Genomic DNA, 22,351 nt, shown 5'->3' with positions numbered 1-22,351 from the left:
CTAATGCAAAAGGCGCAACTGCGCCACCTGAACATCAGATGGCGGTTCCACTCAAAAAGGGAGCTGCACAATGGTCAAAACCGTCTCCAATCCCCCGCTTACTACTCAACCCCGCAAACGCATCTACACCGCCTTCGGCTGTTGCAACGGCAATCACCCGCCCCTGTTTTCAGTCTGCGAAGGCATCGAACTGGAAGACGCCCTGGTTCACCTGTCGCTCCAGATCCAATGCGCCAAGGACACCACCGCCCAAGCCTGCGAACGCGCCGACGAGCAGTTCAAGACGCTGCTGATCGCCGCACAGCAATCGCTGGAAATGAGCACCGTACTGATCGACACCGTGCTGGACGGCATGGAAGCAAACGCGACACCCGAGTAACGACGCAACACACGGGCCGCACACGCGGCCTACCGAGCTCGCTCCGCCCACCAAAACCCCACCTGCCCCCCAACATCACGCACTCTCCCCTTGCTGTCCACGGCCCACTGGCACTAGGATGCGACAAATTCTCAAATGCACCTGGCTATCATGCTGAGGTTTTCCGTGTCGTCGCCATCCACTTCCCGCACCCCTCATGCCGATGTTCGTGCGCTGTACATCAACCATCACGCCTGGTTGCTGGGCTGGTTGCGCAAGCGCATGCGCCACGGCGACCACGCGGCGGACCTGGCCCACGACATCTTCGTGCACATCCTCGGCAAGCCGGAGCAGCTGCAGCAGTTGCGTCAGCCGCGTGCCTGGTTGAGCACCGTGGCCCACGGGCTGCTGGTGGATCGCGTGCGCCGCCAGCGGGTCGAGCGGGCGTATCTGGAGGCCATCGCACACCTGCCCGAAGCCGAGGTGCCGTCGCCCGAGTCGCAGCTGATACTGCTGGAAACCCTGACCCGTGTGGACGCCGTGCTCAACGGCCTGCCGCCCAAGGTGCGCATGGCCTTTCTGCTGTCGCGCCTGGAGGGCCTGAGCTACAAGGAGATCGCCGAGCGCCTGGCGGTAAGCCTGAGTTCGGTGGAGAAGTACATGGCCAGCGCCATTCGCCATTGCTACCTGGCCCAGCGATGAGCCGCCCGCCATTGCCCGAACTGCCCGACAACGTGCTGGACCAGGCCATCGGCTGGCTGGTGCGCATCGAGTCCGACGGCGCCAACCCGCAACTGCTGGAGGCCTGCCAACGCTGGCGTCAGGCGCACGCGCTGCATGAGGTGGCCTGGCAAGCGCTGCAGAAAAGCGATGCCACCTTCCAGGGCCTGGCCGCACTGCCCGGCTCGGTGGCGCGGGACACCCTGCAACGCCTGCAAGGCGGTCGTCACAGCCGGCGCCAGGCGCTCAAGCTGCTGGGCGTGGGGCTGCTGGCCAGCGGCGTTACCGGCTGGTCGATGCGTGACAGCACGCTGGTGCCCTGGGGCGCGGACTACGCCACCGAGGTGGGCGAGCGCCGTCAGTTTTTGCTGGACGACGGCACCCGCCTGCAACTGAACACAGCCAGTGCAGTGGACGTGCAGTTCACCGCCCAGCGCCGGTTGATCGTGCTGCGGCGCGGCGAAATCTTTATCGACACCGGCAAGGACGCCGCCACGGCGGGCGGGCGTCGCAGCTTCTGGGTCAGCACGCGGCATGCGCAGTTGCAGGCCATCGGTACGGCCTTTGCGGTGCGTGATGAAGCCAGCGGCACGCGGTTGCGGGTCGAGGATGGGGTGGTGGCGATTCAGGGCAAGGGCCAGCCGGTGATGGTTGCCGCCGGGGAGCAATACCTGATCGATGCAATCGGCAGCCAGCGGTTCGAAACCAGCACACTCGACGCCAGCGCCTGGGCGCGCGGGCAACTGGTGGCCAAGCGCATGCAACTGCGCGAGCTGACCGCAGAATTGGCGCGCTATCGCCACGGCTGGCTGCGCTGCGACCCGGCCATCGCGCACCTGGAGGTGTCGGGCGTGTTCCAGCTCGATGACATCGACCAGGCCCTCAGCGCCCTGAGCGATTCGCTGCCGGTGCGGGTGGAACGCTTTACCCCGTTATGGACCCGTATCGTCGCCCGGTAAGGCTGATGAGAAGAAATCTCAAAAACTTTTACGGGTTTTGCCGCCCTCTTCGACAGACATGCAATACACCTCGTCATTCGAAAGGAGCACGCCGTCCATGTCTTCTGCTTTTATCCCCACCCGGCCTTTGCAGCGCAGCGTGCTGGCACTGACCCTGCGCAGTATGTTGCTGGCCGGTGCCACCAGCGTGTCGCTGGCCAGTGCGGCCGCGCAGGCCGCCGAGGCAAGCAGCCGCCACTACGAGCTGGCGGCCGGCCCGCTGGAAGAGTCGCTCAACAGCTTTGCCCAGGTGGCCGGCATCAGCCTGCCGTTCGACCCGGCGCTGGTGCAGGGCAAGCGCGCCCCGGCACTGCGTGGGGACTATGCCGTGCAGGATGGCCTCGAACGCCTGCTGGCCGGCAGCGGCCTCACGGTTACCCGCACCGCCAGCGGCAATTACCTGCTGATTGCCCGTAGCCAAAGCGCAGATGCACTGGAACTGGGCGCCACCACCATCAGCGGCCTGGGCCTGGGCTCGACCACCGAGCACAGCGGTTCGTACACCACCGGCGCCATGCAGACCGCCACCAAGCTGCCGCTGTCGCTGCGCGAAACACCGCAGTCGGTCACGGTGATTACCCGCCAGCGCATGGACGACCAGGGCATGCGCAGCCTCGACGACGTGGTGCAGGCCACGCCCGGGCTGCGCCTGTCGGCCGCGCGCCCGGCCAACAGCGAGTTCTTCGCCCGCGGCTTCCCCATCACCAACCTGATGTTCGACGGCCTGCCCACCACCTACAACGCAGACTGGGTGGCCACCGCCGACCTGGCCCCCTATGACCGCGTCGAAGTGGTGCGCGGCGCCACCGGCATGATGCAAGGGGCCGGCAACCCGTCGGCCGCCATCAACATGGTGCGCAAGCGCCCTACCCAGGCGTTCCAGGCCAGCGTGACCGGCAGCGCCGGCAGCTGGGACAACTACCGCAGCGAGCTGGATGTGTCCGGCCCGCTGAACGACAGCGCCAGCGTGCGTGGCCGCATCGTCGGCGCGTACAACGACAAGGGCAGCTATCAGGATTACGCCGGGCGCGAGCGCGGGGTGTTCTACGGCATCAGCGAGTTCGACCTCACCGACAGCACCACCCTGACCGTGGGCGCGTCCGACCAGAACGACAATAACAACATCAACTGGGGCGGCCTGCCGGTGAACCCCGATGGCAGCCACATGGGTTTTTCTCGCTCCAAGACCTTCGGCTACAGCTGGTCGCACCAGGACGTCGAGAACAAGACGGTGTTCGTCGAGCTCGACCAGCGCTTCGACAACGACTGGCGCCTTCACCTGGGCGCGTCGAAAAACTGGTCCGAATTCAAGATGATGGGCGGCGTGCTGGAGCGCAACAACGACGCCACCTACCGCCAGCGCATCTTCAACCAGAACCGCGACTTCGATCAGTCCACCTACGATGTCTACGCCACAGGCCCGTTCACACTGCTGGGGCGCGAGCATGAACTGGTGGTCGGCGCCAGCAAGCGCCAGCTCAAGACCGAAGCCACCGGTGGCACGGTGTTCGTCGATGTGCCGGACATCAACCGCTTCAACCCGGGTGGCCTTGCCAGACCGAACGTGCCGGACATCTACTCCATCGACGACAAGGTCGATCAGGAAGGCCTCTACCTCACCACGCGCTGGAACCTGGCCGACCCGCTGAAGGTGATACTCGGTGCGCGCCTGGACTGGTACGACGCCACGGCCATCTATGACCAGATCAACGACCAGTACTACACCTCGGGCAAGACCAAGGTGGGGCGCAACGTCACCCGTTATGCCGGGGTTATCTATGACCTGGACGACAACCATTCGGTGTATGCCAGCTACACCGATATCTTTCAGCCGCAGACCGAGAAGGACGGCCAAGGCAAAGGCATCGAGCCTATTACCGGCGAAAACTACGAAGTGGGTATCAAGGGTGAGTATTTTGGCGGCGCGCTGAATGCCAGTGCTTCGCTGTTCCAGATCGACCAGCTCAACCGCGCGGCCGAGGTGGCGGATGCAAGCCTGTGCAAGGTCATCCCGGTGGGTAGCTACGGGTGCTATGAAGCGGCCGGCAAGGTGCGCAGCCAGGGCATCGAGTTCGAGATCAATGGTGCGCTGACGCCCAACTGGCAAGTGGGCGCCGGCTATACGTTCGCCCAGGCCAAGTACGAGAAGGATGCCGACAAGGCCAAGGAAGGCCGGCTGTTCGACACCGACCTGCCGCGTCATATGTTCAAGGCCAGTACCACGTACCAGTTGCAGGGTGATCTGAAGCAGTGGCGTGTGGGGGCCAACCTCTATAGCCAGAGCGCGACCTTCAACAAGGGCAGCAATGTGTTCGGCAACTACCATGTCGAGCAGGAGGCGTATGCGCTGGTCGGGTTGATGGCGGGTTACCAGGTCAACAAGCATCTGGACACGCAGTTGAACATCAACAACGTGTTCGACAAGAAGTACTACCAGGGCATCGCCAGCAACTCCACGTGGAGCCCATATGACGTGTTTGGCGACCCGCGCAACTTGATGGTTACGGCGAAGTACAGCTTCTGATGATGCGCCGGGGTCAGCGTGATTGCCGGCATATGCAGATTGACTGCTGCACCGTGCATTCAGGCGCTGCGACCGCTTCACGCTCGATTCGCGGGTCAAGCCCGCTCCCACGCCCTGCGGGCAGAAGCGGATTATGCATGGCTCGATGATCTGTTTCGGGCCGCCAGGCCGTGGGAGCGGGCTTGACCCGCGATCTGGCGCGCAGCACCAGCAAAACCTGCACACGCGGTCTGCCTGACACACCGCGCACTCAGGCGTTGCGACCGCTTCGCGCTCGTTCGCCGGCAACGCCGGCTCCTACGCCCTGCGGGCAGATTCTGCCTCTGGCCGCCAGGCCGTGGGAGCGGGCTTGACCCGCAATCTGGTGCGCAGCGCCAGCAAAACCTGCACATGCGGTTTGCCTGATACACCGCGTACTCAGGCCTTGCGACCGCTTCGCGCTCGTTCGCCGGCAACGCCGGCTCCTACGCCCTGCGGGCAGACTCCGCCTCTGGCCGCCAGGCCGTAGGAGCGGGCCTTGCCCCGCGATCTGGTGCGTAGCGCCAGTAAAACCTGCACATGCGGTCTGCCTGATACATCGCGCACTCAGGCCTTGCGACCGCTTCGCGCTCGTTCGCCGGCAACGCCGGCTCCTACGCCTGCGGGCAGATGCTGCCTCTGGCCGCCAGGCCGTGGGAGCGGGCCTTGCCCGCGATCTGGTGCGTAGCGCCAGTAGAACCTGCACACGCGGTCTGCCTGATACACCGCGAACTCAGGCGTTGCGACCGCTTCGCGCTCGTTCGCCGGCAACGCCGGCTCCTACGCCCTTCGGGCAGATGCTGCTTCTGGCCGCCAGGCCGTGGGAGCGGACTTGACCCGCGATCTGGCGCGCAGCGCCAGCAAAACCTGCACATGCGGTTCGCCTGGCACACCGCGCACTCAGGCCTTGCGACCGCTTCGCGCTCGTTCGCCGGTAACGCCGGCTCCTACACCCTGCGCAGACTCCGCCTCTGGCCGCCAGGCCGTGGGAGCGGGCCTTGCCCCGCGATCTGGTGCGTAGCGCCAGCAATACCTGCACGTGCGGTTCGCCTGACACACCGCGCACTCAGGCTTTACGACCGCTTCGCGCTCGTTCGCCGGCAACGCCGGCTCCTACGCCCTTCGGGCAGACTCCGCCTCTGGCCGCCAGGCCGTAGGAGCGGGCCTTGACCCGCGATCTGGTGCGCAGCACCAGCAAAACCTGCACATGCGGTTCGCCTGACACACCGCGCACTCAGGCGTTGCGACCGCTTCGCGCTCGTTCGCCGGCAACGCCGGCTCCTACGGCCTGCGGGCAGACTCCGCCTCTGGCCGCCAGGCCGTAGGAGCGGGCCTTGTCCCGCAATCTGCCGCGCAGCGCCAGCAAAGCCTGCGAACGCGCCCTCAAAGCCCCCCACGCACAACGCTCACGCTTGCAGCGCAACCTTTAGTAAACTCGCCCCACCGGCAATACCGGCAAGGCTCTGCAGAACACCTGCAACCTCCCCGCCATCGCACCGCTTTCAAGCATCTACAGGCCCAGCAGAACCATGAACCGCCAAAAGAAGATCAAGCAGATACTCAAGGCCAACGCCAAGAAGGCCAGTGCCAAGCTGGCCCCCAAAAGCAAACCCAAATACATCTGCAAGGCCGACCGACTGAAGCTGGCTACAGAAGCCGCCGAAACCCCGACCTCCGCCGCCGAAGGCTGAGCCACACCTGTCACGCAGCGCCCGCCTGCTGCGTTATCCACTCGATGAACGCCTGCACCTGCGCCCGCTTCAAGGCCTCTTTGCGCGTTACCAGGTAGTACGCAAATCGCGACGGCCACGGCCTGTCCAGCGCCACCACCAGCCTGCCGTTGTGCAGATCTTCCTGGGCATGGTTGTCCTGCACCAGGGCGATGCCCTGCCCGCTCGCCGCCGCGCGCAGCAGCAACAGGTCTTCATCGTAACTGGCACCGCGCTGGCTACGGCTGTCAGCCTCCACGCCATGCGCCTGCAGCCACAGCGGCCAATCCGCTCGCTCGGTATCGTGCAGCAGCGGGTAGTTCAGGCAATCCTGCGGGCTGTTGATAGGCGGCCCCTCGGCCAGCAGCCGAGGGCTGGCCACCGGTAGCAGCACCGGCGCCATCAGCGGGATCGACTCCAGCCCCGGGTACTGGCCCAGGCCATGGCGCAGCGCAATGTCGATGCGCTCGCGCTGGAAATCCACCAGCCTTGCCGACGCCTCCACCCGCACTTCGATGTCAGGATGCCGGGCACTGAAGTCACCCAGGCGCGGCACCAGCCAGGTGGACGCGAACGACGGCACGGTGCTGATGGTAAGCGTTTGCTCGTGGGTGAACGACTCAAGTTCGAGTAGCGCGTTCTCGATCTGCCCAAAGCCCCGCGACAACCCGGGGAAAAGACGTGCGCCGGCATCGCTGAGCTGCACCCCATGCCGCCCCCGCACCAGCAGCGTGACGCCCAGGCGGTCTTCCAGCTGGCGGATCTGCTGGCTGATGGCGCCGGGGGTGACGCCCATGTGCTCGGCCGCCGCCTTGAGGCTGCCCAGCCGTGCAGCTTCGGTAAAGGCGCGCAGCGCCAGCAAGGGTAGAACGGCGCCCATGGCGTATTCCCTGGTTTAGAAAATCTAACGTCAAAGCGCAGGACTAATCGTTTTTGTCCCAGGCAATCACTCACTAGCATGGCACCCACACCACGCAACAAGCATTAGTCTGCCTGAGGTATGTGCCCTGTGTCCGATCCTGACCTGATTCTCTACACCGACAGTTCGCCAAACGGCTTCAAGATCACCATCGCCCTGGAAGAAATGGGCCTGCCCTACAGCCTGCGCCATGTGCGCATCGATGAGGGCGAGCACCAGCGGCCCGAGTTTCTTGCGCTCAACCCGCACGGTCGCATTCCGGTGCTGATCGACCGCGCCACCGGCATCACCCTGTTCGAGTCCGCCGCCATCCTGCTGTACCTGGCGGACAAGAGCGGCCAGTTGCTTGGCCACGACGCCCCCGAGCGCTGGGCATGCATCACCTGGCTGATGTTTCACAGCGCCAGCATGGGGCCGTTGCTGGGCCAGCGCGTGCACTTCGAATGCTTCGACAGCGTGCCCAACCCTGCCGCCATCCAGCGCTACAGGACCCTCACCGAAGCCACCTTCGTCACCCTCGATCAGCACCTGGCAAACCAGCTGTGGCTGGGTGGCGCCACCTATTCGATTGCAGACATCGCCACCTTCGCCTGGCTGCATATCGCGCAGCTGGTGGGCTTCGACTTCAGCCAGCAGCCCTGGTTGAGCCAATGGTACGCGCAGGTAGAGCAGCGCCCTGCGGTGCAACGCGGCATTCGCCTGCCCGCCCCTGCCACCGGCCCATGAACCCCGACACCAAGGAACAGGCATGAACACCATGACCCACCCCACTGCACCCGCCGTCACCTGCGGCGCGAACGCCGAAGCCTTCGCCCACCACCCCGGCTACCGGCGCATGTTCGCCGCCGATCACCTGACACTGGGCATCTTTCTGCCACTGCGCTTCTACCAGGGCGACATGGCGGTGCTTCACGCCCAGGCGCAGCGTGTGAGCGAGATCGAGCGCCTGGGCTTTGCTGCCGTATGGGTGCGCGACGTGCCCTTGTTCGACCCGGCCTTCGGCGATGCCGGCCAGGTGTTCGACCCCTTCGTGTACCTGGGCTACCTGGCCGCCCATACCCGGCACATCGCGCTGGTCACCGGCAGCGCCATCTTCACCTTGCGCCACCCCATCGACCTGGCCAAGTCTGCCGCCAGCCTCGATCGCCTGTCGGGCGGCCGGTTGGTGATGGGCATCGCGTCGGGGGACAGGGCCGTGGAGTTCCCGGCCTACGGCCTGGCCCATGACCAGCGCGGTGAGCGCTTTGCCCACAGCGTGGACTACTTTCGGCAATTGCTGGCGCAGGGCCCTGCGACCATCCGCTCGCCGCTGGGCCAGACGAACGGCACGCAGCTACTGCCACAACCGGTCACCGGGCGCATTCCGCTGATCGTGACGGGGTCGTCGCGTCAATCCCTGCAGTGGCTGGGTGAGCAGGCCGATGGCTGGCTGACCTACCCGGACGCCACCCACACGGCGCAGGGCCCGCTTCGCCTGGCAGAAAAGGTTCGGGCGTGGCGCTCGCAGATCCCCAACGGCGGGTTTCGCCCGCACATGACCAACGAGTGGATCGACCTGGACGAAGACCCCGACTTCCCGCGCACGCCGTTGCAAGGTGGGTATGTGCTCAAGACCGGGCGCAACGGGCTGATCGCGTTGCTTGGCGAATGGAAGGCAGCGGGCGTCAATCATGCGGCGCTGGGCATTCAGATGGCCCGGCGGCCGGTTGACGAGGTCATTCAGGAATTGGCCAAAGAAGTGTTGCCGCTGTTCCCCACCTTGCAAGGGCCAGCGCCGCTGGCCCAGGGGTGGTAGCACTTATCCGGCGCAGGGGTAGCCCGTTTCGACAGCCGAGGCCGCCGCCTCGGCAAAGTCCAGGTCCGGGTTGAGCGCGGCCACCAGGTCGGTGGTCAGCGAATTGGGGTGGCGATGGTGATTCAAGCCAGGCTGACAGTACCCGCTTCTCCCGTGCGTGTGTCATATGCGATCAGGGCTTGCCGGGTGGCGTCGGCAGTGCAGACGCGCTCGCCATTCGGGTTCCAGACCGCGGACTGGCCTGCACCGATGAAGTTGTCGGCGGGGCCTACGCAGTTGGCCATGATCACGGTCATGCCATGCTTGCGGGCCATTGCCGGGTAATGGTTGCAGGCCAGGTCCACGCCCTTCTGCGACTTGGCCACGCTGGCCAGGTACACCTGGGCACCTGCCGCGGCGGCCTGGTCTGCATGGGCGGGTTGCAAGGATTCATAGCAGATCGCGGGCACCAGAACATGCCCGCCCTGGCGGAACACCTGCTGCTGGGTACCAGGCGTGAAGAATGGCAGTTCGTCGGCGTGCAGAAGCTGCTTGGAATACACCACACGTGGCAGCCCTGGCTGGAAGGCGATCATGCTGATCTGGGTGCCCTCCCTCCCCTGGGTTGGCGCACCCACGGCGATGAGCAGGGTGTAGCGATCGCTCAAGGCCTGGAACGCATCGAGGCGGCTGTCGGTGGGCGCCATCGCCAGGCCACCGGCCAGTTCGGGTTCGTAGCCGGTCAGCGAAAGTTCGGGGAAGACCACCGCATCGGCTCCCTGGCTTGCAGCGGCGTGGATAGCGTCGATGTGTTGGGCGAGGTTCTTTTCGACATCGCCCGGGGTGGCCGAGATTTGCGCAGCGATAAGCTTCATTCGAGTCTCATGTCCCTTTGTCGACGCGGGCCTATGCTGCACCAACATCGTTACCTTGGAAAGTGTGCGGTGTTTCAGGCTGATCGCGTCGCAGGTTCTGCTGGCGCTGCGCGCCAGATCGCGGGGCAAGGCCCGCTCCTACAGGCTGGGCACCTGCAACCCGACCTTCACCCGGTCCAGCGCCACAATGGTCTTGAACCAGGTGACATTGGCGTTCTCGGCAAACAACCGCCGCGCCAACGCCTGGTACTCCTGCATGCTGGCCACGGTCAGCACCAGCACGAAATCCACCTCGCCAGTGACGTAGTAGCACTGCTGCACTTCAGGCACCGCAAAGTGCGCCTTCATGGCCTCCAGCGCATCGAGGCTGGTGCGCTCGGCCATCACCTCCACGATGATGGTGATCGGCCGACCCACCGCAGTAGGGTCGACGACGGCGACATTGGCGGTGATGACGCCCCGCTCCTCCATGCGCTTGATGCGCCGTTGCACCGCCGCCGTGGACAGGTTGACCTGCTCGGCCACCAACCGTAGCGGCACGGTGTTGTCGCGCTGCACCAGGTCAAGAATGGCGCGGTCGAACTTGTCCAGCGGCTCAGCCGCTACATCGTGAATGGCCATGGAAACCCTGCGAGAAATTTTCTCGAAAACTACCAGAAATCCGCGCCCCTTTATCTGACGGCGAGAAATATTATCGAGCCCCAGCCTGCAGCCGCAGCCCTGGTCGGGACTCACACAGGATATTGCTCGCATGCTCGCACTGTTTCATCTGTCGCCCGTGCTGCTGGTCACGGCCATGCTGGTGGTGCTGCGCCGCCCACCCGTGCACGCCGCCATCGCCGGTACGCTGCTGGTAATGGTGCTGTGGCTGGTCGGTGCTGCCGATACGTGGCGCCTGGGCAGCCTGGTGGCGGCCGCCCAGGACACTGCCGTGCTGTTTGCCAGCACCGCGTTCGTGATCGTACCGGGGCTGGCCTTCGTGATCTTCATCGAGCGCATGGGCGTGAACCTGGCATTCAGCCAGTGGGTACGCTCGCTCGGGCTCGGGCGCGGCGACCAGGTGGTGTTCATCGTGCTCGGGCTGGCCCCGTTGCTCGAAGCCATGACCGGCTTTGGCGTGTCGTTGATCGCCACCGTGCCGCTGCTGCTCAGCCTGTTCGACCGCCGGGTGGCGCTGCGTATCGCGTTGGCCGGCATGGCGATCATGCCGTGGGGCACGCTGGGCCTGGCATCGGTGATCGGCGCTTCCCTGGCCCAGCTGGATGCTGCGGCGCTGGCAGCCACTTCGGCGCTGACCAGCGCACCGGTGTTTCTCGCGCTCGGGGCGATGGCGCTGTACCTGGCCGAGGTTCGCACCTTGCGCGAATGGATGGTGCTGGGCGCTGGCTGGCTGGTATTCGTGGGGGTGCTCTATAGCAGCAGCCGCGGGTTGGGGCCGGAGGTAGCCGGCGTGGCGGCGGGCCTGGTGAGCGCAGCCGTCGTACTGGCCAGCGGGCTGTGGCGCCTGCACAACCACGGCGGCACACGCGGGGCGCGACAATGGCCGCGCCAGGCGTGGCCTTACCTGGTGCTGATCACCAGCATCGTCGCGCTCAAGGCGCTGTGGGCCATCACCGGCTGGCAGAACCTGTGGGTCGTCCAGGGCGCCCAGGTCACCTGGAAGCCGCTTGCCTCGCCGGGCGTGGCACTGATCCTGGTGCTGGTGGGCCTGGGGTTTCACGCGCGAAGCGCACCGTCCCTGCCGGTGCCGGGCACCCGCATCGGCACCGCACTGCTGGCCCGGGCGAAGCGGCCCCTGCTGACGATCTTCTTTTTTCTCGCCATGTCGCAGTTGATGGTCAAGGCCGGCTTTCTGGCGGGCCTGATGCAGCTGCTGACCGGCCTGGCACCGGCCGCCGCCTCGTTGCTGGTCGCCCTGCTGGGCGGGTTGTCCGGCTACATGACCGGCTCGAACGTGGGCGGCAATGCGATCTTCATGCCCGCCATCGCCATGCTGCCCGAACACGGCCGCCTGTTGCTCGCGGCGGCGCAGAACAGCGCGGCGGGGCATGCGGCGCTGGGCTCGCTGTCGATCGTGATGCTGATCCTGGGCCTGGCCAGAACCAGCACCAGTGAAGAAGGCGAACTGGTGCGCTTCGGCTTTGCGCTGGTGTGCCTCAACACGGCACTGGTCGCGCTGGCTGCGGTGTTGCTGAGCGTCTGGCTGGGCTAGTCAGGCAACCACCATCACCACCAGCACCACCCCCAGCAGGGCCAGGTAGCACTTCACATGCAGCGCGTCGGGCATGCGCCCGATCCACGGCGCGGCCAGGCGAATGCCGCACCACGAGCCAAGCACCAGCACGGCCAGGGCACGCACGTCGATATAGCCGGCAAACCAGGGCCCCAGCACTTCGGTGCGCCACGCAAGCACGGCGTAGGCGGCAGTACCGGCAATCGCCATCGGCAGCGACAGCGGGTTGGCCGACGCCGTCGCCACGGCCATGCTCGCCCCACGCCTGCGCATCAGCGGCACGCTCATCACGCTGCCGCCTACACCCAGGAATGCGGCCACGGCGCCCATGCCGACACCGATCACGGCGCTGGCTCGACGGCCCAGCGGGCGCATGCCATCGCTTGTGCTCACGGTAAACCCCGGGCGCAACACGGCATCAAGAATGGTCAGGCCAAGGTAGCCGATGAACAGCCAGCGTATCCACGCCCCTTGCACCTGCGTGGCGGCCCATGCGCCCAGTACTGCACCCAGCGCAACGTAACCCAGCAACGGCCGCACCACCGGCCACTGCAAGGTGCGCGCACGGGCATGGCGCAAGGTCGAAAGGCCTGCGCCGAAGATCATCGCCGCCGTGGAGGTGGCCACGGCGATATGCATCGCGGCCTCGCCGATGGCCGACCCCGGCGCATGGCTCACACTGATAAGGGCGAACAGCAGCGGCACCGCCACAAAGCCGCCACCAAAGCCGAACAGCACAGTCGTCACGCCGGCTACCACACCGAACGCACACAGCAGAAACCAGAACATGCATCGCTTCCAACACAAGGGGGAAGCCACACGTTAACGGCCAGACATGTGGCCAGCCCTCGCGAATTGGCCAATAATCCTCGCGTTCCGGCCAAGGTGCTTCACATGCTCAATATTCCGCTCGCCAGCGTCGACGCCGTCGCCCGCCCGGTGCTCGCCATCGGTACCGACTACCCGCCCGACACACTGCTGCCCACCCATGTGCATCGGCGCGCACAGTTTCTGTATGGCATGAGTGGCCTGATGGAGGTCCAAACCCAGGACGGCAGTTGGGTGATTCCGCCCGGTAGCGGGGTGTGGATACCCGCCGGCAAGCCGCACCAGGTGCTTATGCGCGGGGTGAGCACCCGCAGCCTGTACATAGAGCCGGCGCAGCCGGTGCGTGATACCTCGCAGTGCCAGGCCCTGGTGGTCTCGCCCCTGCTCCACCACCTGTTGCTGGCCACGGCGCACGTACCCGCACTGTATGAAACACACGGTCGCGACGGGCATCTGATTCAATTGGTACTGCACGAGCTGCGCAGCGCGCCGAACCTGCCGCTGTTCGCACCCTTGCCAAACGACCCGCGGCTGGCCGAACTATGTCGCAACTTCCTGCGCCAACCCCGCATCGACACCAGCGCCGAGTCCTGGGCAAGTGCCCTGCATTGCAGTGCAAGAACCTTCAGCCGCCTGTTCCGCCAGCAAACCGGGCTTTCATTCGGCACCTGGCGCCAGCAGGCCTGCCTGATGGCTGCCGTCACCCGCCTGGCGGCCGGCGCCTCGGTCACACGGGTCGCGCTGGAGCTGGGCTACGACAGCCCCAGCGCCTTTTCCAGCATGTTCCACCGCCAATTGGGCGCCCCGCCCAGTGTTTACCTGGCCACGCTCGACCAGTGCGGCCCAGGGCATGCGGTGGTCTAACTCAGGTATTCAGGGCCGGCTTTGAGCCCAGGCGCCAGCCCAGGTTCATGCCGGCCGCCGCCAGCAATATGGCCAGCGCCCCGGCTGCCTGCAGCCCGCTGAGGGGGTGATCGAAGGCCAGCCAGTCGACCAGGATGGCCACCGCCGGGTACAGAAACGACAGGGCGCCGATCAGCGCCGTGGGCAGTTTCTGGATGGCGCCGTACAGCAGGGTCGACATCAGCCCGGTATGCACCGCGCCAATGGTCAGCAGGTAGGCCCAGGCCTGGGGCTGTGCGGTCATGTCCGGCACCTGCGCCCAGGGCCAGAGCATGGCCGCGCCCACCAGCAGTTGCACCAGCACGATCAGGTGCGGCGGCACGCCCTGCAGGCGCTTGGCGATGATCGCCGCAATCGCGTACAGCAAGGCCGACGCCAGCGCGAGCATCACACCTATCAGGTAGTTTTCCCCGGCCGCCCCCGTCTTGGCCGTCACAATCAGCAGCATGCCGACAAACGCCAGGCCCAACCAGCCGGCACCACTGGCCGAAATCCGCTCGCCGAACAGCAGCACGCCCAGCCCCACCAGCATGAAGGGTTGCGTGTGGTAGACCACCGTGGCCACCGCGATGGAGGCCTGGCTGTAGGCGCTGAACAGCAGCAGCCAGTTGCAGGCCAGCGCAACGCCACCCAGCAGCATCCACCCCCACTGCGCGCGGGTCGGGCGCAGCGTGCCAAACACCCCCAGCGCCCAGCACGCCAGGGCCATCACGGCGGCGCCGAACAGGCAGCGCCAGAACACCATCGACGAAGGCGACTGGCCCGACTGCACCACGAACCAGCCGACAGTGCCAGAAATGCACATGGCGGTGACCATTTCGAGGGTGCCGCGTGAACGTGCATTCATGGCGCGCGGTGTCCCGTCGAGGCAAAAACAGAAGGCTGTGTCATCGAACAAAATCCATCAAAACGAACAAGTGGGTGCCATAATGTCCGCCGCCCTCTCTCCCAGTCAACTCATAACGAACAAATGACCATTATATCGAACGATGCGCCGATCATGATTCTGGCCCAGGCCATCAGGCGCGAGCGCTTGCAGTCGGGGATGTCCGTCAGCGATCTGGCGCGCCGCGCCGGCGTGGCCAAATCCACGCTATCGCAGCTGGAGTCCGGCCTTGGCAACCCCAGCATCGAGACCCTGTGGGCGCTGGCCACGGCACTGGGCATTCAGGTCACGCGGTTCTTCGAGCAGCCGGCGCAGACGGTCACGGTGATTCGCGCAGGCGAAGGTGCGGCGCTCAAGGCCGACGACGCCGACTACGCGGCGACCCTGCTCGCCGACTGCCCGCCCGGCATACGCCGGGACCTGTACCGCGTGCATGCCCAGCCCGGGCAGCCCCACCATTCCCAGGCGCACCCGGCGGGCACTTTCGAGCATGTATTCGTGTGCCAGGGGGCCGCCAGCGCAGGCCCGGCCAGTGCACCGGTGCTGTTGCATGCCGGCGACTACCTGCGCTACCCGGCCAACCAGCCCCATGTGTTCGAAGCCTTGGAGCCCGATACCGTTGCTGTCATGCTGATCGAGCACAGCTGAAGCAACTGCCTGCCCTATCCCTCAGGACCCCCACCCCCATGACCAACCACAGAATCGAGCTGTCAAACGGATGGATCGCCGAGTTTGCCAACCAGGGCGAGTTCCGCATGGATGCCGAAGGCTGGAACCTGGTGCTGCACGGGCCGCAGGGGCAATCCATCCAGTACTTCAATGACCAGATCGTGCTGGTGAACGATGACGACGGCACGCAGGCCAAGGCGTGCCTGCAGCTGTCGGAGGATGGCGTCTACGGTTACCTGAGCACCTCGGTGGGCACCGGCTGGGTGATCGACTTTGCCCGCGGCATGCTTGCCCCGCACCGGGTGGATATTCGTCACTACCACGACGGCTACGACGAGAGCATCGCATTGACCGAGCAGCCGGCCTTCCAGCGTGCACGCCAGTACATTCAGGTGAAGGGGCGATTCGTGTACCTCACCTTCCCGTTCATCCGCGAAGCGGAGTTCCCCAAGGTGTGGGAGCAGTACGTGGCGATCCGTCGGCGCCAGCTGGACGAGCTGTACTTTCGCAATTGAACCCTGCCGCGTGCCGGCGCCCTAGGCACCTGCCGCAGCCAGGTTGCCGGGGTCGCCCTCGGCCAACAGCTGCGCCATGCGTTCACGCGCCGCTGCGTTCGGCAATACCCCGGTGGTCATGCCTTCCAGCACGGTTTCGCCCTGCGCGTTGACGATGCTCAACTGCGCCCGCGCATGCCCGCGCTCGTCCTTGTCCACGATCAGCCAGTGGCAGGTGATTGCATCGCCGGCATACACCGGCCGCTTGAACTCGAAGCTCATGCTGGTCGCCAGCCAGCCGATCTGCCCGCCGATCTCGGTCACCAGGCTGGCCGTCAGCAGGCCATGGGAGATGATCGACCTGAACCTGCGCAGTTCGGCCGAGGCGGCATCGTAGTGCACGGGGTTGTAGTCCCGCGAAAGCTGCGCAAAGCAGCGGATGTCCTCATCGGTGAAGCACCGGGTCACGCTCAGTTGCGCCCCCACCTCCAGGCCCTGTACGGCCCGTGCTCTCAAGCTCTTCATGGCACTCCCCCTGTTCGATTGCCGCGTACATTCTGCCTACCTGGGTAGCTGCCCGCCCAGCAGCACCAGCGCGATGATGACCATCGCCGCCCCCGACACCCGGCTGACCCACAGCGCCGCCGCAGGCCGCGCGCCCAGCACGGCCTGCGAACCAAAGCCCACCAGCAGGTAGATCACCCCGCAGCTGAGCGCATGCACCAGCCCCAGCGCCACGATCTGCAGCGGTACCGGCCACGGCGCCGTGGCGTCGGTGAACTGTGGCAGCAATGCCAGAAACAGCAGGAACACCTTGGGGTTCAGGCCGCTCACACACAGGCCCTTCACCGCCCAGCGCTGCCACGCACCGGCTACCTGCACCTGGTCCGCCTGGGGCACAGTCGGGTGCCGCAGCATGCCGATCCCCAACCATAGCAGGTACCCGGCCCCGGCCACCGTCAGCACCGACAGCGCAAACGGATGCCCCGCCACCAGCGTGCCCACCCCGGCGGCGACGATCAGTGTCGCGATCAGATGCCCCGACAACAGCCCGGCCACGGCGGGCAATACCACCCGCCCCTTCAGCCCGGCCGATATCGCATAGGCCCAGTCCGCACCCGGCGTGATGATGAACAACATCGACACCGCCCAGAACGCCACGAAAACACTCAGGGTCATGGCGCTACCCACGTCAGGGATGTGTACACGGTTGGCTGCATCGTCCTGCTCCACAAGCAAATTGGTGCAGGGAACAATAATGAAATCTTGCTAGAATTTTCTTTCGAAGATAATCGCGACATAGGCCAATAGGGGAAGATCCTTCCAGATGGACCGCATCGACCGGAACATTCTTGCCGAACTGCAAAAAGACGGGCGCCTTTCGATCACCGAACTGGCCGAGCGGGTGGGGTTGAGCCTCTCCCCCTGCCACCGGCGGGTGCGTGCCCTGGAAGAATCGGGGGTGCTGCTGGGCTATCGGGCGAAACTGGACCCCATTGCCCTGGGCCTGACCTTTTCCGCCATGGTCTTCGTCACCCTTCGCGAGGGCGATCGCACGGCGGTCGAGGCGTTCGAGAACGCGCTGGTGGCGTTGCCACAGGTGGTGGATGCGCAGCGCCTGTTCGGCGAGCCGGACTACCTGCTGCACGTGATCACCCAGGACCTGCCGGCCTTCCAGCGGCTCTATGATGAAAGCCTGTCGTCGCTGCCCAACGTGCAGCGGCTCACCTCCACCCTGGTGATGAAGCGCGTGGTGCAGGACCGGCCCTTGCCGTTGTAACCTCGCCGCCCGCCTTCACCCTCACTCAGGAGCACCACTATCCACCGCACACCCAACGAACCCTGGCAAGGCGACCTGTGGCTGGCCACCGACTACTGCCTGGTGGCCGGGCAGGTCGGGCAAACCCAGGCCCACGCCCACTATGCCCACCAGGTGTTGATCGCCTGCGCTGCCCCGGTGCAGGCGTCGATCCAGGGCCAGGTCGAGTGCGGGCCGCTGCTGCTCATTGCCTCCGGCCAGCCGCATGCGATTCTCAGCGAGCAACCGGCGATCACGCTGTTTGCCGAGCCATTGGCTTTCGAACTGCCGGTGCTGCGCCAGCTCTGCGAAGACGCCGGCGCAGACCTGGAGGGCCTGAACCAACGCTTGCGCGCCCTGCCCCGGCGCCCTTTGCATCCGCGCCTGGCCACCGCCTTGCAACGGGTGCGTGCACTGGATGAAAACACCCTGCCCGCCGCGCAGCTGGCCAGTGAGGCGGCGCTGTCGCTCAGCCAGCTGGAGCGCCTGTTCAGCGGTCAACTGGGGCTGTCGGTGCGCCGCCTGGTGTTGTGGCAACGCCTGCGCGTGGCCTTGCAGCTGGCACTGGGCGGTAGCAGCCTGACCGAGGCAGCCACCTGCGCAGGCTTTGCCGACTCGGCCCACCTGTCACGCAGCGTGCGCCAGCAGTTCGGCATCCGTGCCGACCGTACCCTGCGCCACCTGCGCCTAAGGCTGCTGGACTAGCGCACGGCTCAGAGCATCGGGCAGTACGGCAGGTGGATGCTCGGGCTGGTCGCGGCGAAAGGGTTGGCGCAACTGCGCGCCGTAGCCCACCGGGTAGTCCGGAAAGTCGCCGATACCCAGGTCGTCGTCCGCCAGGTGATAGTGCGGCAGGTGCAAGGCGGTACCCAGCAGGCGGTCCCAAACGCTGAAGAACAGCGCGAAGTTCACATCCCCCGTGGTGCCGTACTTGAGGTGATGCAGCCGGTGCACCGGCGCCCAGGCAAACACATGGCGCAGCCAGCCGATGCGCATGTCGACGTTGCTGTGCTGCAACAGCAGCTGGATGGATATGCTGAACGCCAGCAAGGCCGCCACATCCAGCGGCAACCCGCACAGCAGCAAGGGCAAGGTGCCGCCCAGCGCTTCGAGCATCTGGTGCAGCGGGTGCTTCATCAGCCCGTTGAAGCCGTACATTCGGGTCACGCTGTGATGCACGGCGTGCAGGCGCCACAGCAACGGCAGGCGGTGGCTGGCGTAATGCACCAGGGTGATGCCCAGGTCTGCCACCGGCAACGCCAGCAACAGCTGCAGCGCCAGCGGCCAGTCACTCGGCCACAGGCCGGTATCGGGCAGCACCAGGGCAATCAGGGGGATAGCGGCAATGCCGGCCGCGTTGAGCGCCTCGTTCACCCCCGCGTGAATCACGTCCCGGGTGCCATCGCCCTGGCTTACATTCCAACGCTCGCGATAGGGCCACAGCCGCTCGCACAGCAGCGACACGCCAATCGCCAGCAACAGCAGAACCGGCAACCAGCCAAGGCTTGCGCCCTCGTCCAGCAGCCACACGGCCGAGCCGATGAATCCAAGGAAAAATACAGGGGCGTACAGGGTTCGCATCGTGAAACTCCAGGCAGGTCAGAGCCTGGAGTTTCGTGTAGCCGCAGCCTGCTCCGCTTGAACAAACGGCGCATCTTCAGCCGGGGGGAAAGGCCGGTCAGCCCTGGCAGAAGCGAATGCGATTGCCGAACGGGTCGTACACCTCAAGCACCTTGCCCCAGCCCTGCTCGACGATGTCCGGGCGGCCATAGCCGTAGCGCTTGGCAAGCAGCTCGTCGCGCAATTGCTCGATGTTGTGCATGGGGATGAACACCGTCGAGCCAGGGCTCGCGTCGCCGTGGTGCTCGGACAGGTGCAGTTGCAGCCCATTGCGTACGATGCCCAGGTACAGCGGTAGGTCGGCTTCGAAGCGGTGCTCGAACTCCAGGCTGAAGCCCAGGAAGTCGAGGTAGAACTCGCGCGCCTTGGCTTCGTCGAACATGCGCAGGATGGGGATAGGCTTGTCGAAGCTCACTTCGCTTGCAGGGATGGCGGGGGCAAGCAGGGCCGAGGCGGTGTTCCAGTCCTTGTAGCCCAACTGCTGCGCCACCAGCTCCAGCGCACCGGAGTGGGTCAGCGGCGGGCTCTGCGCCTGCAGGGCGGTACGCAGACGCTTGGCCATCTGTTTGGCCTGTTCGATCGAGATCATCATGTGCTCCTGGTGCCGAGGCAGTGTGGGGCTCGCGTTGCCAGGCCTCGACGTTCAAGAGAATGATCGCGTCAGGGGTAACTGCAATGCTTTCACCTTTCCCAACGGGAGCGAGCGGCGGGCAGCATCGGCCCGCGCCGATCATACACAGCCAGGGTGGCATATGGAAAGGCGGCCCTCAGCGCGTTGGCGAATCCCCGCGCCCGATGCGCTTGCCGCCCTGCTGCCCCACCTCCTGCGCCTGGCCGTCGCGCTGCTTGCCCTGGCGCGCCTGGCCCACCAGCCGCGCGATCAGCGGGCCTTCGGGCAAATGACGCCAGAAGCGCCCCGGCATGTGCTGGCGCATGGCATCGGGGTTGACCCGTGCCGGGTTGAAGGTGTGCCGGTAGTAGGTGCGCCACAGCTCGGCGCCAGGGTCGTCGGCGTGGCAGGCCCACTGGCGCCATTGCTCGGGGCAGTGCCGTCGGTAGTCCAGGGTGCTGCCATCGAAACGGATGCCATCGCGTGGCGTGGCGATCAGCCAGCGCTGGCGGCCCAGCCGGTCGGCAAAGTGGCCGCTGGCGCTTTGCAGAATGTCGTGGGCCGGTTCATGGAAGGCCACCAGGTCCAGTTGCAGTTGCTCGGCCAGTGCCGCCGGCAATGGCACGAAGCGCACGAAGGCATGCAGGTGATGGGCCTCGCGGCTGACCTGCTTGATGCGCCGCTGCAGCTCGCTGCCCAGCCGGTCGCCCGCCAGCATGGCGGTGCGGTCGCCATGGGCCACGCGCCACAGCACTTCATACAGCAGGTTCCAGCGCTGCTCGCCACGGTAGCGGGCGGCCTGCTCAAGTTGATCCAGCAAGGCGGCCGGCACCCGTGTGCGAAACGGCCCGGGGCCCTGCGGCAACACCGCCGGCACCGCCAGCAGATCGTGCACCGGGCCATGGGCCCACACCACCTCGGTGGGGTCGATGCCGTGGCCCAGCAGCACGCGGGCCTGGTCGCGCCAGGTGTCGAAGTGCTCGTCGCAGTCCAGCGCGATCATCCCCACAACCCCATCTGCACCGGTGCCTGCGGCTCGCGCAGGCGTTCGCGCAGCAGGCCGCTGCGGGTTTCCGACTGGGGCGGGCGATAGTCGCTGGTGACGATGAACGGGCGCGCCTTGTCCAGCACGCAGCGCAGCTGGATCAGGTCGTCATAGCGAATGCGCCGTTCACGGCGCAGCGCCACCAGGCGTTGCACGCTGCGCAGCCCGATGCCGGGAATGCGCGCCAGCAGCGCCGGCTCGGCGCGGTTCACATCCAGCGGAAACACCTCGCGGTTGGCCAGGGCCCAGGCCAGCTTGGGGTCGATGTCCAGCGCCAGGTTGCCCGCGCCGCCCAGCAGTTCGCCGGCCTTGTAGCCATAGCCGCGCATGAGAAAGTCCGCCTGGTACAGGCGGTGCTCGCGCAGCAGCGGCGGCGCGGCCAGGGGTACGCTGGTGGGGCTGTCGGGGATCGGGCTGAACGCCGAGTAGTACACACGCCGCAGGCCATAGCCCTGGTACAGCGATTCGGCATTGCCCAGGATGGTGTGGTCGTCGGTGGCATCGGCGCCCACGATCATCTGGGTACTCTGCCCGGCAGGGGTGAAGCGCGGTGCGTTGACTTCACCGGCCACCGCCTGCTGGCCGTGGTGGATGGTGCCCATGGCCTGGCGAATGGTACGCACCTGCTTCTCCGGCGCCAGGCGCTGCAGGCTGGCTTCGGTGGGCAGCTCGATGTTCACGCTGAGGCGGTCGGCCAGCCGCCCGGCCTGCTCGATCAGCAGCGGGTCGGCGTCGGGGATGGTCTTGAGGTGGATGTAGCCGCGAAAGTTGTGCTCTTCGCGCAGCAGCTGCGCCACGCGAATCAACTGTTCCATGGTGTAGTCGGCGGAGCGGATGATGCCCGAGCTGAGGAACAGCCCGCTGATGCAGTTGCGCCGGTAGAAATCCAGGGTCAGGCGCACCACCTCCTCAGGCGTGAAGCGTGCCCGCGGCACGTTGCTGGAGCGGCGGTTGACGCAGTACTGGCAGTCGTACAGGCAGAAGTTGGTCAGCAGCACCTTGAGCAGCGACACGCAGCGCCCGTCGGGGGTGTAGCTGTGGCAGATGCCCATGCCATCGGTGGCGCCCAGGCCGTCGCGACCGCGCGAGCTGCGCTTGGGGGCGCCGCTGCTGGCGCACGAGGCGTCGTACTTGGCGGCATCGGCCAGGATGCCGAGCTTGGCGATGAGCTGCATGGGGTTCACCTCGATACTGATTATCCATACAGTATTCGCAGATCGCCACGCATGCAAGCGCAGCCTGTCGACCGGGCCGCCGCGGCCTTCATGAAAAAATCTTCATGAACGCTGCGCCCCGCTAACCGGGGAACCTCGGCGCACCCTCGCCCGCCTGCGGACAACCGGCCTTGAGGCACCGCAGCAGCTTGCGTA

The 22,351-nt window shown here is 65.9% G+C and carries 25 protein-coding genes; 13 read left to right on the top strand and 12 right to left on the bottom strand.

From position 1 onward, the window contains the following. The first annotated feature begins 70 nt into the window (after nucleotides 1-70). The 5 genes from CR917_RS24785 to CR917_RS24765 all read left to right on the top strand — a co-directional run bounded on the left by CR917_RS24785 (nucleotide 71) and on the right by CR917_RS24765 (nucleotide 6,309). Nucleotides 71-379 carry a DUF6124 family protein gene (locus CR917_RS24785; protein WP_100634002.1) on the top strand — a complete coding sequence of 103 codons (309 nt, stop codon included), beginning with the start codon at nucleotides 71-73 and terminating at the stop codon, nucleotides 377-379. A gap of 165 nt (nucleotides 380-544) precedes the next feature. Beyond that, nucleotides 545-1,060 (top strand): sigma-70 family RNA polymerase sigma factor, encoded by a 516-nt coding sequence (locus tag CR917_RS24780; RefSeq protein WP_256589760.1) that lies wholly within the window; start codon nucleotides 545-547, stop codon nucleotides 1,058-1,060. Then, nucleotides 1,057-2,037 carry a FecR domain-containing protein gene (locus CR917_RS24775; RefSeq protein WP_100634000.1) on the top strand — a complete coding sequence of 327 codons (981 nt, stop codon included), beginning with the start codon at nucleotides 1,057-1,059 and terminating at the stop codon, nucleotides 2,035-2,037. Before CR917_RS24780 ends, CR917_RS24775 begins: the two co-directional genes overlap by 4 nt. 97 nt (nucleotides 2,038-2,134) lie before the next feature. Then, on the top strand, nucleotides 2,135-4,600 hold the full coding sequence (locus tag CR917_RS24770; RefSeq protein ID WP_104573119.1) for a TonB-dependent siderophore receptor: 2,466 nt from the start codon (nucleotides 2,135-2,137) through the stop codon (nucleotides 4,598-4,600). A 1,547-nt stretch (nucleotides 4,601-6,147) separates the two neighbouring features. After that, complete coding sequence (locus CR917_RS24765; protein WP_104573118.1) at nucleotides 6,148-6,309, top strand: DUF2986 domain-containing protein; 162 nt, start codon at nucleotides 6,148-6,150, stop codon at nucleotides 6,307-6,309. A 10-nt stretch (nucleotides 6,310-6,319) separates the two neighbouring features. Here the strand turns inward: CR917_RS24765 and gcvA are convergent, their stop codons facing one another. Further along, nucleotides 6,320-7,207, bottom strand: a complete 888-nt coding sequence (gene gcvA / locus CR917_RS24760) for a transcriptional regulator GcvA (RefSeq protein ID WP_104573117.1) — start codon at nucleotides 7,205-7,207, stop codon at nucleotides 6,320-6,322. A gap of 129 nt (nucleotides 7,208-7,336) precedes the next feature. Here gcvA and CR917_RS24755 point away from each other — a divergent pair, with 129 nt between their 5' ends. After that, on the top strand, nucleotides 7,337-7,972 hold the full coding sequence (locus CR917_RS24755) for a glutathione S-transferase family protein (protein ID WP_256589759.1): 636 nt from the start codon (nucleotides 7,337-7,339) through the stop codon (nucleotides 7,970-7,972). 22 nt (nucleotides 7,973-7,994) lie between these two features. Continuing rightward, on the top strand, nucleotides 7,995-9,041 hold the full coding sequence (locus tag CR917_RS24750) for an LLM class oxidoreductase (RefSeq protein ID WP_104573115.1): 1,047 nt from the start codon (nucleotides 7,995-7,997) through the stop codon (nucleotides 9,039-9,041). 3 nt (nucleotides 9,042-9,044) lie between these two features. Here CR917_RS24750 and CR917_RS27840 read toward each other — a convergent pair whose 3' ends face one another. The 3 genes from CR917_RS27840 to CR917_RS24740 all read right to left on the bottom strand — a co-directional run bounded on the left by CR917_RS27840 (nucleotide 9,045) and on the right by CR917_RS24740 (nucleotide 10,516). Then, entirely contained in the window at nucleotides 9,045-9,167 is a 123-nt protein-coding gene (locus tag CR917_RS27840; RefSeq protein ID WP_256589758.1) for a hypothetical protein, read from the bottom strand. After that, nucleotides 9,164-9,895, bottom strand: coding sequence for a carbon-nitrogen hydrolase family protein (locus tag CR917_RS24745; RefSeq protein WP_104573114.1), 732 nt, complete (start codon nucleotides 9,893-9,895; stop codon nucleotides 9,164-9,166). Before CR917_RS24745 ends, CR917_RS27840 begins: the two co-directional genes overlap by 4 nt. 138 nt (nucleotides 9,896-10,033) lie before the next feature. Further along, nucleotides 10,034-10,516 carry an Lrp/AsnC family transcriptional regulator gene (locus CR917_RS24740; RefSeq protein ID WP_043860522.1) on the bottom strand — a complete coding sequence of 161 codons (483 nt, stop codon included), beginning with the start codon at nucleotides 10,514-10,516 and terminating at the stop codon, nucleotides 10,034-10,036. A 130-nt stretch (nucleotides 10,517-10,646) separates the two neighbouring features. Between CR917_RS24740 and CR917_RS24735 the strand changes: the two genes are divergently transcribed. Beyond that, complete coding sequence (locus tag CR917_RS24735) at nucleotides 10,647-12,107, top strand: transporter (RefSeq protein WP_104573113.1); 1,461 nt, start codon at nucleotides 10,647-10,649, stop codon at nucleotides 12,105-12,107. Here CR917_RS24735 and CR917_RS24730 read toward each other — a convergent pair whose 3' ends face one another. Continuing rightward, entirely contained in the window at nucleotides 12,108-12,917 is an 810-nt protein-coding gene (locus CR917_RS24730; protein ID WP_100633983.1) for a sulfite exporter TauE/SafE family protein, read from the bottom strand. It lies immediately after the preceding gene. A gap of 105 nt (nucleotides 12,918-13,022) precedes the next feature. On the opposite strand from CR917_RS24730, the gene CR917_RS24725 reads away from it, so the two are divergent. Further along, nucleotides 13,023-13,820, top strand: a complete 798-nt coding sequence (locus CR917_RS24725; RefSeq protein ID WP_104573112.1) for a helix-turn-helix domain-containing protein — start codon at nucleotides 13,023-13,025, stop codon at nucleotides 13,818-13,820. 1 nt (nucleotide 13,821) lies between these two features. Here CR917_RS24725 and CR917_RS24720 read toward each other — a convergent pair whose 3' ends face one another. Further along, entirely contained in the window at nucleotides 13,822-14,706 is an 885-nt protein-coding gene (locus CR917_RS24720; RefSeq protein ID WP_104573111.1) for a DMT family transporter, read from the bottom strand. Nucleotides 14,707-14,829: 123 nt separating this feature from the next. On the opposite strand from CR917_RS24720, the gene CR917_RS24715 reads away from it, so the two are divergent. Both CR917_RS24715 and CR917_RS24710 read left to right on the top strand, forming a co-directional pair. Further along, entirely contained in the window at nucleotides 14,830-15,393 is a 564-nt protein-coding gene (locus CR917_RS24715) for a helix-turn-helix domain-containing protein (RefSeq protein WP_054915334.1), read from the top strand. A gap of 38 nt (nucleotides 15,394-15,431) precedes the next feature. After that, nucleotides 15,432-15,929, top strand: a complete 498-nt coding sequence (locus CR917_RS24710; protein WP_043860528.1) for a hypothetical protein — start codon at nucleotides 15,432-15,434, stop codon at nucleotides 15,927-15,929. 21 nt (nucleotides 15,930-15,950) lie between these two features. Here CR917_RS24710 and CR917_RS24705 read toward each other — a convergent pair whose 3' ends face one another. Together CR917_RS24705 and CR917_RS24700 are read right to left on the bottom strand one after the other, a co-directional pair. After that, nucleotides 15,951-16,433 carry a MaoC family dehydratase gene (locus CR917_RS24705; protein ID WP_054915335.1) on the bottom strand — a complete coding sequence of 161 codons (483 nt, stop codon included), beginning with the start codon at nucleotides 16,431-16,433 and terminating at the stop codon, nucleotides 15,951-15,953. A 36-nt stretch (nucleotides 16,434-16,469) separates the two neighbouring features. Beyond that, complete coding sequence (locus CR917_RS24700) at nucleotides 16,470-17,087, bottom strand: LysE family translocator (protein ID WP_043860545.1); 618 nt, start codon at nucleotides 17,085-17,087, stop codon at nucleotides 16,470-16,472. A gap of 148 nt (nucleotides 17,088-17,235) precedes the next feature. Here CR917_RS24700 and CR917_RS24695 point away from each other — a divergent pair, with 148 nt between their 5' ends. Continuing rightward, nucleotides 17,236-17,688, top strand: coding sequence for an Lrp/AsnC family transcriptional regulator (locus tag CR917_RS24695; protein WP_043860530.1), 453 nt, complete (start codon nucleotides 17,236-17,238; stop codon nucleotides 17,686-17,688). Nucleotides 17,689-17,787: 99 nt separating this feature from the next. Further along, entirely contained in the window at nucleotides 17,788-18,411 is a 624-nt protein-coding gene (locus CR917_RS24690; protein WP_236066322.1) for an AraC family transcriptional regulator, read from the top strand. Here the strand turns inward: CR917_RS24690 and CR917_RS24685 are convergent. The 4 genes from CR917_RS24685 to CR917_RS24670 all read right to left on the bottom strand — a co-directional run bounded on the left by CR917_RS24685 (nucleotide 18,394) and on the right by CR917_RS24670 (nucleotide 22,156). After that, nucleotides 18,394-19,287 (bottom strand): sterol desaturase family protein, encoded by an 894-nt coding sequence (locus CR917_RS24685; protein ID WP_088515351.1) that lies wholly within the window; start codon nucleotides 19,285-19,287, stop codon nucleotides 18,394-18,396. The two genes, CR917_RS24690 and CR917_RS24685, sit on opposite strands and share 18 nt — an antisense overlap. Before the next feature lie 97 nt (nucleotides 19,288-19,384). Continuing rightward, entirely contained in the window at nucleotides 19,385-19,915 is a 531-nt protein-coding gene (locus CR917_RS24680; protein WP_088515352.1) for a glyoxalase superfamily protein, read from the bottom strand. A gap of 178 nt (nucleotides 19,916-20,093) precedes the next feature. Continuing rightward, nucleotides 20,094-20,939, bottom strand: coding sequence for a TIGR03915 family putative DNA repair protein (locus tag CR917_RS24675; RefSeq protein ID WP_054915340.1), 846 nt, complete (start codon nucleotides 20,937-20,939; stop codon nucleotides 20,094-20,096). Next, a complete protein-coding gene (locus tag CR917_RS24670) occupies nucleotides 20,936-22,156 on the bottom strand; it encodes a putative DNA modification/repair radical SAM protein (RefSeq protein WP_054915341.1) in 1,221 nt (406 codons plus the stop codon). Before CR917_RS24670 ends, CR917_RS24675 begins: the two co-directional genes overlap by 4 nt. Nucleotides 22,157-22,351 lie beyond the last annotated feature (195 nt).

Source organism: Pseudomonas sp. BRM28 (assembly GCF_002939405.1).
Lineage (GTDB): Bacteria > Pseudomonadota > Gammaproteobacteria > Pseudomonadales > Pseudomonadaceae > Aquipseudomonas > Aquipseudomonas palmensis.
The sequence above is the reverse complement of the archived record's forward strand: the minus strand, read 5'-3'. Positions and strand labels throughout refer to the sequence as shown.